Raw genomic sequence first — 13,072 nt, 5'->3', positions numbered from 1 at the left:
TTCTTTCTAAATAAATGAGATACAAAGGAAAGTTGAACTATTTGTGAAGTTTTCCACAGACTTCTTCACCCAAAGCTGTCATCGCTTGAATATCGACCTGTCTTCCTTTGGATTGATACGTCAATTGAATCATCAGATCGGGTGGCGGTAAAAAATCCTGACCCCTTTGAGCCCACTCGATCAGTGAAATGGCATTTGTGTGGAAATAGTCATCGATGCCCATGAACTCGAGTTCACCTGGGTCACTCAGCCGGTATAAATCAAAATGATAAATATCACGGTTATTGAGCTGATAATGCTCAACCAGGGTATAGGTCGGGCTTTTGACATTGCCCTGATGACCTAAAGCCTGCACAAAGCCGCGGGTAAAGGTGGTTTTCCCGGCGCCGAGTTCACCTTCAAGATGGATAGTAAAAAGCTGGGCAGGCGCAACTAAGGCGAGTTCTCTGCCTAAATCAAGCGTAGCTTGTTCGTTGTCGAGGTATCTATGCACGTTATTTTCTTATTTTGAGTTCAACAGGTGGCGGAGGTGAGGTAATAAGTCTAATGCCAGTAATCCTCGCTCTCCATGTTCTTTAGCCGCTCTGTCGGCTGCCATACCGTGAAGTATGACACCAAGGCTGGCGGCGTCAAAGAGTGACATTTTCTGCGCGAGTAATCCGCCGATAATGCCGGTCAAGGCATCTCCCATACCACCACTTGCCATACCGGGGTTGCCCGCGGTTGAGACTAGCGTTGTTTGACCATCACAAATCAGTGTGCCGGCGCCTTTAAGCACGACCACACCGCCATATTTTTGTTGAATTTGTTTAACTGCCTGAAAGCGATTGGCTTCTATCTCACTGCTGTTGGTGCCGAGTAACCTGGCTGCTTCACCTGGATGGGGCGTGAGTATCCAATTGGGCTTGTTATGGGGATGCTGACTTAATAAATTTAAGGCATCAGCATCAATGACCATCGGCTTATCTGTATTGATAAGTGTGTTAAATAAGGTTTCAGACCATGCATTTTGGCCCAGTCCCGGTCCAAAACTTATCACTGATGCTTTCGCTAATGGCGATGTTAAGTCATCAACTGAATGAATGGCTTTAACCATTAATTCCGGGCGGTCAATATTTAACCAGTTGGCATGTTCAGGATATGTCGCAATGCTAATAAGCCCCGCCCCTGTTCGCGCGCCAGCTTCTGCACAAATCCTGGCTGCACCTGACATTCCCTGATTACCACCCACAACCAGTAAATGCCCAAAGTCTCCTTTATGGGCTGAGCGTGCTCTCGGGCTTAGAAGTGACTGATAATGTTCGAACTGAGCCAGTTTGGTTGCAGTAGGAATTGTTTCGTATACCGTATCCGGTGCATCCAAATCATTAAAATAAATGCAGCCAGATAGATTAGGCCCATCCCCAGTAAACAAGCCCTGATTCAAGCCTAAAAAACTAACGGTAACATCAGCCTGAACCGCTACTCCCATAATCTTTCCAGTATCCGCATTCAGACCGGAAGGGATGTCGATAGATAACACCGGAGTGTGGGTCTTAGCATTCACGGCTTCAATCGCTTTTGCATACTCTCCAGTGACCGGGCGATCCAAGCCTGTACCAAATAAGGCATCAACGAGGACGTCAGCGTCCTTGATGTCACCATTAAATGGTTGTGCTTGTTGGCCCGTGCTCAAAAAGCCTTGCCTGGCCTTCAAAGCTTCTTCACTCATTTTATCGGGATTACCCAGTTCGATAACATCGACATTGAAACCCTGATTAATGGCTTGATGCGCGAGATCGTAACCATCACCACCATTATTACCGGCACCACACAGCACGATGATGTATTTGGTCCGAGGCCAGGTTTTGACCAAAATATCCAGAGCGGCTTTTGCCGCACGCGACATCAGTTCGCTACCGCTAATGTGATGATCTTCAATGATGCTGCGATCAATTTCACGGGTTTGCGCTGCTGTATATAAATTGTCCGGCAGTGTGTGCATAAGATGAGTCCTGTCATTCAATGCTGACAGCTTATAATAGGTTCATGGACAAACAAAACAGCGATATCAACTGGCAAGATTTTATTGTGCGTATGCAGCGTTGGGCGCGCTCGCTTGGTTTTCAGGCATTGGGCGTCAGTGATCTTGACTTGTCTGCAGCCGATAAACATTTACAGAACTGGCTGGAAAAAGGTTTTCATGGCGAGATGACCTTTATGGAAAAGCATGGGAGTAAGCGCACACACCCAGCACAGCTAGTTGAGGGAACACTCAGTGTTATCAGCGTCAGAATGGATTATTGGCCAGGGCAAGCAGCCGAACCGTGGTCGGTGATTAATGACAGTGAGAAGGCGTTTGTATCACGTTATGCCCTTGGCCGTGATTATCATAAATTGATGCGAAAACGTCTCGCAAAACTGGCCGAGCATATTCAAAAAGAGGTCGGCGAGTTTGGCTATCGGGTATTTACAGATAGCGCGCCGGTCATGGAAAAAGCCATTGCCGAAAAGGCAGGACTCGGCTGGATAGGAAAACATACCAATGTACTTAATCGTGATCACGGTTCTTACTTCTTTTTAGGCGAAATTTATACCGATTTACCGCTACCGGCGACGCAGTCTGTTTCTGCTCATTGTGGCAGTTGTTCAGCTTGTATTGATATCTGTCCAACGCAAGCCATTGTTGCCCCATATGAACTGGATGCGCGTCGCTGTATTTCTTATTTAACGATTGAGTTACGTGGCGCCATACCTGAAGAGTTTCGACCTTTAATGGGCAATCGAATTTATGGCTGTGATGACTGCCAATTGATTTGTCCCTGGAACAAATATGCACAGGCCACCACGGAATCAGACTATTTACCCCGCGATGGCTTAGATGCGCCTCAGCTTGTTGACCTGTTTATGTGGTCAGAGCACACTTTTTTATCCCGACTGGAAGGGAGTCCGGTACGGCGAATTGGTTATGATTGCTGGTTACGAAATATTGCGGTTGCTTTAGGTAATGCGAAAACGAGCCAGTCAGTTATTGAGGCATTACAGAGCCGCTCAAATCAAGTGTCAGATATGGTGCAGGAACACATTGACTGGGCGTTACAGCAGCATCAGGTGTCATAAAGCTGTCATTGAAGGGCTATAAACTCAGCACGTTTTTAACTGCTGAGAAATTAAGTGAAGTTATCGTTTGTTTCCCGCCTGATTACCTTTGTTATTGTTTTTGCTCTCATTCTGTCATCTGCTGTCGCCGTATGGGGATGGTACCAACTGGATAAACCTTATCAAATCACTCAGGAATTCAAGCAGTATCGTAATGCCTTTGACATAGATACACGGATTTTGCTCGAGCGTTACCTGGCTTCGGGACAGGCTAATTTATTACAGGATGCGGAAAATCAGCTCGATACCATGAAAACAAAGACGTTTGATTGGTTAAGCGAGTCAGATAATAGCGCAATTCAAGAAGGCATCGACGCATTACAAGCAGAAGTGCAGCAGGTACGTTCTGCAGGCAAACTTTCAGCTAATCCACAAACTTTATTGATGAATAATGAACGCGAACGTAACGGTGACTTGCTGAGTTTGAACCGATATGCGGAAAAAGCAGAAGCCACCCCTGCATCACAGATTGCTGATTTTCTTCAAGTGTTGGTAGAGCTTGAGCATAGCCTGAATCAAATTTCACTTTATCGTCAACGTTATTTTGAGACTCAGGATAAGGCGATTGAGAAAAGCTTATTAGACGAAAATCAACATTTTGCTGACCTCGTTAATCAATTAAAAGCGATGCCGCGTTTTGGCGTCTACACAGAAGTCGATGAAGAAGCATTAATACCTGAAGAACCTGATGAGTTAGGTGATCTCAGTATCTCGTCATTGCAAAGTCTGACTCAGCGTTACGAAAAAGAACTTAACAATACTTTGGCTATGCAACAGCAAGTGACAGTCAGTAGAGAAGCGTTAAACCAGAAAATGCTAGCGTTTCAAGCAAGGCTGGCAACGTATGAAGCGCATATAGGTCAGATAAAAGCTGATATCACTCAGCGTTTGCAATGGATGATTTTATTTGCTGGACTCTTTATTGTTCCGGCCCTTTGTCTGCAGTTTGTCATGCAGAGTCGTCTGATGCGGTTTTTGCTTAAACTCGATACCTTTTTTAAAGCCATGCTCAATGGCCATTATCAGCAGAGTCTGACCTCTGAACTCGCTTTTGCTGAAACCAACTCAGTGGTCGAGGCAGCACTTCACCTTCAGCACTATCTTGGCGACTTGATAGATAAATTAGATCACCAGGCTCAGACATTGATTGATGCGAGTCGATCTTTGCAAGAAGAATCAAAGGCGACATCCACTCTTACACAGCAACAGCAGCATAGTACCGATCAAGTGGCTACTGCCGTGATGCAGTTGTCATACTCTTTTAAAGAGGTCGCCAATAATGCAACAGATGCATCAGAACATGTGATGCAAGCAAACGAGGCAACACATTCTGCCCGGCATAAACTCAGCGAAGCATCAAACGCAACGCAACAGTTAGCTAAGGATCTACTTGATGCAGAAGCGGTTATTCATCGCTTGGAACAAAACAGTCAAAATATTCACTCTGTACTGGAAGTGATTCAGAGTGTTGCAGAACAAACCAATTTATTGGCATTAAATGCCGCTATTGAGGCTGCCAGAGCCGGTGAGCATGGCAGAGGTTTTGCCGTTGTGGCAGATGAAGTTCGATTGCTGGCATCGAGAACCACGGAGTCAACAGAAGAAATCAAAGCCATCATTGATCAACTCACCAGTTCAGGTGCTGAGGCGACAAATATTATTGGCCGCCAGAGTTCGGCTGCGAAACGATGCGCGACACAGACTGACGAAGCAAATCTCGCCATGGCACCCGTTGTTTCTGCAATGGATAACATCACACAAATGAATTCATCGATTGCTGTGGCCACCCAACAGCAAACTGCGACTGTTGATGATATTGCCAGAGCTGCAGAGCAGATTAAATCAAGCTCCATTGATGTGAATCAACATATTGAGGGTATTGGTCAGTCTGGAAAAGGCTTAACCACTATTAGTGAAGAACTGAAATTATTAGTTGTTGCGCTGAAGCAGTGATCAGGACTCGGCATTGCTTGCTAATGGGAGTTCAAACCAAAAGGTCGAGCCAAGCTGTTCTTTACTTTGGTAGCCAATTCGTCCCCCCATTGCCTCAATGAGTTTTTTGGTGATGACCAGGCCTACACCACTGCCTTCAGTGGTCGAATTTTCTTGTCCCAACCGAGAAAAACTTGAAAACAGTAATCGTTGATTTTCATGGGAAATACCTGGCCCGGTGTCAATAACCAGCACACGAAGTGAATCCGCCTGCTTTTTGTATTCGAGCATTAAACGGCCTTCCTGACGATTATATTTGATGGCATTACTGAGTAAATTGATTAGGATTTGTTTTAAACGCATGGGATCAGCATAGACAAATACCGCCGGATCGTCGGCGATCACAAACTTGATCTGCTTCTGCTTAGCCAGTGTGTCTACGAGCGAGATACAATCGGCGACGATGGCACCAATATTTGTCGGCTTGAGCGTCAAATCCAGATGGCCACTTTCGACTTTTGCCAGATCGAGCACTTGATTGACTAATGTTAGTAAGTGTTTGCTTGCTACCATAATATGATCAAGACTTTCAGCCTGCTGAGAACGAAGAGGCATTTTAGGATCGGTGGCGAGTAGCTGAGTGAAGCCTAATATGGCGTTAAGGGGGGTCCTTAACTCATGACTCATGCTGGATAAAAACTCTGTTTTGGCACGATTGGCTGTTTCAGCCTGTTCTTTTGCCATCATAAGCTCAGAAGTTTGTTGCTGAAGAATTTTGGTTAAATAGAGTGACTGCCAGTACTCTGCGTTAGCACGGGTTGCCTGTACCAGCAAAAAAATCATATATGAAACCAGCCCAAACAATATGCTGATGGTGCTTAAGTTCCATTTAAGCACTGTGGACAAAATGATAGGCAGAAATATCATGCACAAATACATCTGAGCGAGACGTTTCCATATAAATAAACTGGTTAATGCGCCCGCACCAATCCCGATGGTAAACATCAGAATCACCATATTGGTAAACAAGGTTTGATAGAGATAAAGGCATACCGCGACATAGATACCCCATGTGGTCGCGGAAATAAAAAAGACAGCAAACAGTTGTTTTAGCCATTTATCCAGTGCTTGCGGTTCTTTTAAAAATGAAAGCACGACATACAGGCGACATAAAAAAACGATACCCATAAAAGCGAATAAGACGTAGGTAAAAAGCGGGGCATCATCAATGATGGGAGAGTAATACGCTGAAATAAGCAAGGCTAGCAATACAATTACACCACCAGGAATGGTACGTTTTGCCAGATCCTTCGCCGCTTGTTGTTGTAATTGGGTTAGTGCTTTTGGATCCAGCTTCGGCAGAGCTGGATCAATATAACCGTCTGATTCACCATAGAACATAAGCGAATCATATGTTAAATCAAACGAATATCAAATACTTAGAGTGATTGTTTTGCCGTTACTTTAATGCATCAAACGCTGATATCGCTTCTTGTCGGGCTTTTTTGTAATCCACAACGGGCTCTGGATAACCAAACTCTTTTCGCTGTGCTGACGTTGGCGAATGTATCTGTTTTGCAGACAGTGATTTTAGCTCCGGTACAAACCGCCGGATAAACTCACCATCAGGATCAAATTTTTCTGATTGTCGCTGAGGATTAAAGACTCTGAAATACGGTGCCGCATCACAGCCGGTGGATGCACTCCATTGCCAGCCACCATTGTTCGCAGCAAATTCACCATCAATAAGGGTTTGCATAAAATATTTTTCGCCCTGACGCCAGTCAATAAATAAGAGTTTGGTTAAAAAGCTGGCGGCGATCATTCGTAAACGGTTGTGCATCCAGCCGGTTTGATTTAATTGACGCATGGCAGCATCGACAATCGGGAATCCGGTTTTGCCCTGACACCATGCTTCAAATTCAGACTTGTTATCATTCCAGCTCAGTTTGTCTGTTTCTGGCTTGAAAGGCTTTTCTTTATTCAACTCAGGAAAGTGGATCAGTAATTGCCGGTAAAAGTCGCGCCAGGCGAGCTCCCTTAACCAGTCATTATCCTGCCAATGCAGGTTCTGCTCTGCACAATAATATTGAATGGTATGTAATAACCGTCTTGGACCGATTCGTCCCAGCGATAAATAAGGTGACAGAGTACTTGTTGCTGGCATCGCCGGATAATCGCGTTTGTCCGGATAGGCTTTGAGTTTTTTCTGACAAAACTGTTGAAGCTTTTGCAGGATTTCAGTTTCTTGAGCGAGCCATAAATCGTCACGGTATTTGCCAGCCCAGTCAGGATTGATGTTTTTTACCTCAATAGCTTTACCTTGTTTGGCTGGTTCGTCATAAGGTGGCCGGGCTCGGTCTTCAAGAAGCGTTCGCCAGCTTCGGTAATAGGGGGTAAATACCTTATAAGGTTCCTCCTTTTGAGTAAGCACCGGCACCGGCACCAGTAAATCTGACTCTAGTGCATGGCATTCGATATGGTTTTCTAATAATGTCTGACTGACCTGTTCATCACGTCTGCATTCATCCAGTGCTGTTTCCTGCTGAAACCACACCGCCTCAATTTTATTTTGCTGGCAAAAAGCCAGTAAAGCGTCTGCTACATCAGCAAAATAATCGACCTCTATCAACGTGAACGCTATGCCTTTCTTGGCAAGATTCTGGCAAATATCATTGATCGAGGCCGCTTTTAGCCCTAATTTGGCATCAGACTCATCATGTTGTCGCCATTGTTTGGCGGTGGCAATAAAAAGAACCTGAATATCGCCAAGTTGCTGGGCCTGTGCAATAGCTGGATTATCATCTAAACGCAGATCATTTCTTAACCAGACTAACTGTGATGCTGACATTAGGCTTCCTTGTTCATTGTATCGAGATGTTGAAATAGCCATTCGGCACGTTCACGGATGGCTTGTTGTTCGCTGTTTGATTTTTTTGCCCAGTTTTTCGCCTGCATCGCAAGCCGAGGGTTATGGCTGATAAGCTCATTATGTTGATCAATAAAAAACCAATACAGTGTAGTAAAAGGGCAGGCTTTATCACCAGAAGCTTGTTTCGGATCAAATGGACAATGCTGGCAATAATTCGACATGCGGTTGATATAAGCGCCACTGGCAATATAAGGCTTACTGCCAACGATACCGCCATCCGCATATTGGCTCATACCGATCGTATTCGGCACCTCGACCCAACTGACCGCATCCACATACATGCCAAGGTACCAGTGATGAATGTGTTTCGGATCAACTTGCCATAGCAAGGCAAATAAACCTGTCACCATTAGCCTTTGAATATGGTGACCATAACCATGATCAAGCACTTGTTTTACGGCTTGATGCAAACACTGCATATCGGTGTCTGCTGTCCAATAGAAATCGGGTAAATCACGCTCGGCGTTGAGTGCATTAAACTGAAGCCAGTCTTTTCTATATGCCCAGTACAACCCTCTGATATATTCACGCCAACCCAGTATTTGTCGAATAAAGCCTTCAACAGCATTAAGCGGGGCTTTGTCATTTTTATAGGCTTGTTCAGCGGCCTGAATAACTTCCTGCGGTTGTAGTAATTTAAGGTTCAGGCTGGCGGAGAGTCGGGCATGATACAAAAAAGGCTGTTCAGTCCACATGGCATCCTGGTAATCACCAAAAAAAGGCAGGTAATGATCAATAAAATGCCGTAGTTGAATCAAGGCCTGGCGACGGGTCACTGGCCAGTTAAAAGTATCGATAGTGCCGGGCAATTGAGAGAAGTCTTTTTTTATCGTATCGATGACATCTTGTGTGATCTCATCAATGCCGTAATTAGGACTTTCCTTAATGACATCGGGACCTTGTTTGGAAAAACTTTGCCGGTTTGATTTATCAAAATTCCATTGGCCGCCCTGTGGTTTGCCATTATCTATCAAGATTTGGCGTGACTCTCGCAAATGACGATACCAGTATTCCATAGTGGGCTTTTTACGTTGTTTTAACCAGTGACTGAATTCTCCCCGTTTAGCGATAAAGTGTACGTCTTTTAACCAGTCTATCTCTAGCTGATGATGCTTAACCGCGTGTTCAATTTCCTGCATCACCAGGTAATCACCGGGGAGCACGCAGCGAACTCGATCTATCTTATGTTCAGTAAAGGTTTTTTTGAGGGCATCAGTGAACGAGCTTAAATCATCGGTAATGGGGGAATAAAGCAACTGAAAATGTTTTTTCTGTATGTCTTCGGCAAAGTGGCGCATGGCTGACAGGAACACTACGCTGCGTTGTTTATTGGAGGGCGGCTGCAGTGAGGCTTGCGATATTTCGGCCATCCAGAAAATATCATTTTTCTGATCAATATCCTGCCAGATGAGACTGTCCCAGTTAAGTTGATCACCCAGAATAAGATTGAGTCTCATGACCGTTAACCCCAACCATCCATGATGATAGGTGATTGATGTTCCAGGGGATGAATTGTCAGATAAGGAAAGTTAGCGGCTTTAGCGGGAGTCAAAAACCGTAATAAAATCTTGTAGGTATCGATATCAAAGAATATCGGGCCCTGCTGATTCGTTAAATAGGTTTGTGGCTCATTTTGTTTATCCACTTGCCCCAAATAACGCCATTGGTCGATAAGATGATAGTGAGTGACATCAGACTGTGTTGATGTTGATTGTTCTGCAACGATGATGGGCGTTGACCAAGGCCATTGTTGATTTTTGATATGACTCAAGGCCATATCAACACGCAGGTTATAGCGCTGTGCTGGCTCTTTAGCACAACACGCTCCCAGGCATTTTTTTAGTTGGTAAGCAAAACAGCTGCCAGACGATTTCTTTTCAATATGGCAGAGACGTTGACACAATTTATATTGAGTAATTAAGGCCAGTAATTTTGTTTGAGCCTGCTTTTTACTGCGAAATAAACCGTATTTGCTAGTGATATCAGAGGCAGCTGTCATATCGGCCAGAATGACATCTAATTCAGCATAACCTCCTTTGTTAATTGTTCTGCTGATTTGGTACAGTTTTTTTATCTTCGTCTGACGACGGTTATAACGCGGTGAAGTTTGTTTGATATAACTGTTTTCCAGCAACTGCGCGCCAAAGTCGGAGGGTGTTTCTATCCAGTCAATATGATGCAACTGCTGACTGATATCCAGTTCTTTATGATGTCTGTGATCGGCAGAAAAGTGACTGAGTACACGTTCTCTGATATTGACGGATTTTCCAATGTAGAGGAGTGCGCCACTTTCGTCATAAAACTGATATACCCCTGGACCTTCTGGTAATTTTTGTATGAGCTGATTATCTAAATGACTGGGCAGACTGGGGCGTTTTAATATCTCGGCGATGCTCTTCTGTATCAGTGTTTCATCAACTTGTTGCTGAATAATTGTGAAATAAGACAGGATGGCATCGGTATCGGCCATGGCGCGGTGTCTGTCTGGAATATCAATCTGATGACGCTGGATGATTTTATCCAGACTATGGCCCTGATGCCGTGGATACACCCGTCGGCTCAGTTTTACAGAGCATAAGGTTTTTGCAGAATAATCATAACCAACACGTTTGAACTCTTGCTTCAAAAAACTGTAGTCAAAACGTGCGTTATGGGCGACCAGAATCGTGCCTTGCAATCGTTCGTACAATTCACTGGCAATCTCATCAAATGTGGGTGAATCAATCACCATCGCATCATCAATTCCGGTAATTTTGCTTATCCAGGGAGGAATCGGCCGCTGAGGATTAATTAAGCTTTGCCATTTATCCTTCACTTCACCATCAATAACTTCGATCAAACCTATTTCTGTAATGCGATCGTGACTGGCACGACCACCTGTGGTCTCACAGTCCAATAGAATCATGTGTTCGGGGAAACTGCTCAGTTTAGTCATAGGCTAATAGTGATGAGCGAGGATGACGACGACAGCGTTGTGAGCAATAAATAACATTGTCCCAGTCGCGTTGCCATTTCTTACGCCAGCTAAAAGGACGTTGGCAGACAGGGCAGATTTTACGAGGAAGAGTGGCTTTATTATGGGTCACAATGGTTCACTAAATAATTTCACAGATAGCTTGTCGCGCTATCTGTGAAATCAATGTGAACTGTGTTTATTCGGCTTCGGGAAGCTTGATGAAATATTCTCGATAGTGTTCCAGCTCACGAATGGAGTCTTTGATATCATCCATTGCCAGATGGGAAGACCGTTTTTTGAAACTCTTTTCCACTTTTGGCGCCCAGCGGCGAGCCAGTTCTTTCAGGCTGCTCACATCAAGATTACGGTAGTGAAAGTAAGCTTCGAGTTCTGGCATGCAGCGCGCCAGAAAACGACGATCCTGGCAGATACTGTTACCACACATGGGTGAGACACCGGCAGGAACGTATTTCTTCAGAAACTCGATGGTTTGTTGTTCGGCTTCAGCCTCGTTGAGCGAGCTGTTGCGAACACGTTCAACCAGACCAGATTTGCCATGTTGGCGAGTATTCCATTCATCCATACCATTTAATATGGCATCATCCTGATGAATGGCTAAAATAGGGCCTTCAGCTAAGACATTGAGTTGTGCATCTGTCACAATGGTGGCAATTTCAATGATATAGTCATTATTGGTATCAAGACCGGTCATTTCCAGGTCGATCCAGATGAGATTATTTTTACTTTTGGCCATGATCTCCGTCTTTTTGTTGAGTTGGGTTTGGACTGATTGAACTAACTTGCCACAGATTGTATCAAAGGCTACTCTGCATGACATTTTATAAAGATTCAAATTGGACATAAATTTATGAACGAATTTAGCTGGATATTTTTAGCGGCTTTGTTTTTGATGACGGCAACGGAACTCTGGTTATCAATGCGGCAAGGTAAACACGTTCAGGCCCATCGCGATAAGGTTCCTAAAGCGTTTGAGGATCAAATCAGTCTGAGTGCTCACCAAAAAGCCGCAGACTATACCGTGGCGAAAGGTCGGTTTGGACGTAAAGAAAATATCTATGGCGTGATTATTCTCCTGGCATGGACATTTGGCGGTGGTCTGGCATTACTTTCTAATGCTTGGGATGGTCTGGGATTGTCGTCCATGCTGACGGGCGTTCTGTTTTTATTGAGCTTTATTGTTATTGGATCGTTATTAGATTTACCTTTTTCTTATTACAGAACCTTTGTTTTAGAAGATAAATTTGGCTTTAACCGTAATACACCCGCATTGTTTTTTTCAGATTTTATTAAGCAAACACTATTAACGCTGATCATGGGCGCTTTACTGATTTGGGTGGCACTGTGGATGATGCAAAGCACCGGTGAGTTATGGTGGTTGTATCTATGGGCGGCATGGATTGGTTTCGCCTTATTTATGATGTGGGCTTATCCCGCTTTTATTGCACCGCTATTTAATAAATTTACACCGCTGGATGATGCTGCTTTACAGCAACGGGTAGAAAATCTATTAGCGCGATGCGGTTTTAAAAGCCAGGGTATTTTTGTGATGGATGGCTCACGCCGCAGTGGTCATGGCAATGCTTACTTCACAGGGTTGGGGAGTAATAAACGTATCGTCTTTTTTGATACTTTACTTAACACACTGAATGAAGATCAGATCGAAGCGGTTCTTGCCCATGAATTAGGTCATTTCCGTCGTAAGCATGTGGTGAAAAATATGGTGGTTATGGCTGTGATTAGTCTGATCGGCCTGGCGCTTCTTGGCTGGGCATCTAATCAGACATGGTTTTATGAAGGCTTAGGTGTCAGCCAGCAATCAAATGCCATGGCTTTGGCCTTGTTCATGTTAGTTATTCCGGTATTTATGTTCTTTTTACATCCGCTGATGACGTCACTGTCTCGTAAATATGAGTACGAAGCAGATGCCTATGCCGCCTCAGTATCAAGTGCGGATGATTTGATTGCTGCACTAGTCGCTTTATATAAAGAAAATGCCAGTACCTTAACACCTGACCCGCTGGTTTCTGCTGTTTATGACTCGCATCCTCCTGCAGCAATGCGGATCGCTAACTTACAAACGAATTCTGCCTGAG

Annotated in this window: 11 protein-coding genes; 3 read left to right on the top strand and 8 right to left on the bottom strand. The window is 44.4% G+C overall.

Translation table 11 applies throughout. The annotated features are described in order from the left end of the window. Positions 1-37 precede the first annotated feature (37 nt). Positions 38-493, bottom strand: a complete 456-nt coding sequence (gene tsaE / locus MAMP_RS15295; protein ID WP_007147010.1) for a tRNA (adenosine(37)-N6)-threonylcarbamoyltransferase complex ATPase subunit type 1 TsaE — start codon at positions 491-493, stop codon at positions 38-40. Positions 494-502: 9 nt separating this feature from the next. Next, positions 503-1,984, bottom strand: coding sequence for a bifunctional ADP-dependent NAD(P)H-hydrate dehydratase/NAD(P)H-hydrate epimerase (locus MAMP_RS15290; RefSeq protein ID WP_007147009.1), 1,482 nt, complete (start codon positions 1,982-1,984; stop codon positions 503-505). A gap of 44 nt (positions 1,985-2,028) precedes the next feature. Here MAMP_RS15290 and queG point away from each other — a divergent pair, with 44 nt between their 5' ends. Both queG and MAMP_RS15280 read left to right on the top strand, forming a co-directional pair. Then, positions 2,029-3,099 (top strand): tRNA epoxyqueuosine(34) reductase QueG, encoded by a 1,071-nt coding sequence (queG, locus tag MAMP_RS15285; RefSeq protein ID WP_007147008.1) that lies wholly within the window; start codon positions 2,029-2,031, stop codon positions 3,097-3,099. A gap of 54 nt (positions 3,100-3,153) precedes the next feature. After that, on the top strand, positions 3,154-5,091 hold the full coding sequence (locus tag MAMP_RS15280) for a methyl-accepting chemotaxis protein (RefSeq protein ID WP_007147007.1): 1,938 nt from the start codon (positions 3,154-3,156) through the stop codon (positions 5,089-5,091). On the opposite strand, the gene MAMP_RS15805 is transcribed toward MAMP_RS15280, so the two are convergent. The 6 genes from MAMP_RS15805 to orn all read right to left on the bottom strand — a co-directional run bounded on the left by MAMP_RS15805 (position 5,092) and on the right by orn (position 11,712). Next, the gene (locus MAMP_RS15805; protein ID WP_007147006.1) at positions 5,092-6,471 is read right to left on the bottom strand and encodes a sensor histidine kinase; all 1,380 of its coding nucleotides are present in this window, start codon (positions 6,469-6,471) and stop codon (positions 5,092-5,094) included. Between the two features lie 58 nt (positions 6,472-6,529). Then, positions 6,530-7,921 (bottom strand): deoxyribodipyrimidine photo-lyase, encoded by a 1,392-nt coding sequence (gene phrB / locus MAMP_RS15270; RefSeq protein WP_007147005.1) that lies wholly within the window; start codon positions 7,919-7,921, stop codon positions 6,530-6,532. Then, positions 7,921-9,459, bottom strand: coding sequence for a cryptochrome/photolyase family protein (locus MAMP_RS15265; RefSeq protein ID WP_007147004.1), 1,539 nt, complete (start codon positions 9,457-9,459; stop codon positions 7,921-7,923). The genes phrB and MAMP_RS15265 overlap by 1 nt, the downstream gene beginning before the upstream one ends. Positions 9,460-9,464: 5 nt before the next feature. Further along, a complete protein-coding gene (locus MAMP_RS15260) occupies positions 9,465-10,907 on the bottom strand; it encodes an exonuclease domain-containing protein (RefSeq protein WP_007147003.1) in 1,443 nt (480 codons plus the stop codon). Positions 10,908-10,929: 22 nt separating this feature from the next. Then, a complete protein-coding gene (locus MAMP_RS16000) occupies positions 10,930-11,088 on the bottom strand; it encodes a DUF2256 domain-containing protein (RefSeq protein ID WP_007147002.1) in 159 nt (52 codons plus the stop codon). Positions 11,089-11,154: 66 nt separating this feature from the next. Continuing rightward, complete coding sequence (gene orn, locus MAMP_RS15255; RefSeq protein ID WP_007147001.1) at positions 11,155-11,712, bottom strand: oligoribonuclease; 558 nt, start codon at positions 11,710-11,712, stop codon at positions 11,155-11,157. A 114-nt stretch (positions 11,713-11,826) separates the two neighbouring features. On the opposite strand from orn, the gene MAMP_RS15250 reads away from it, so the two are divergent. Beyond that, positions 11,827-13,071 carry a M48 family metallopeptidase gene (locus tag MAMP_RS15250; RefSeq protein WP_007147000.1) on the top strand — a complete coding sequence of 415 codons (1,245 nt, stop codon included), beginning with the start codon at positions 11,827-11,829 and terminating at the stop codon, positions 13,069-13,071. The last annotated feature ends 1 nt before the right edge of the window (position 13,072 follow it).

Origin of the sequence: Methylophaga thalassica MP (genome assembly GCF_000214595.1) — a bacterium.
GTDB classification, from domain to species: Bacteria; Pseudomonadota; Gammaproteobacteria; order Nitrosococcales; family Methylophagaceae; genus Methylophaga; species Methylophaga thalassica.
Note: the sequence above shows the minus strand (reverse complement) of the source record. Positions and strands in the feature narration are given on the sequence as shown.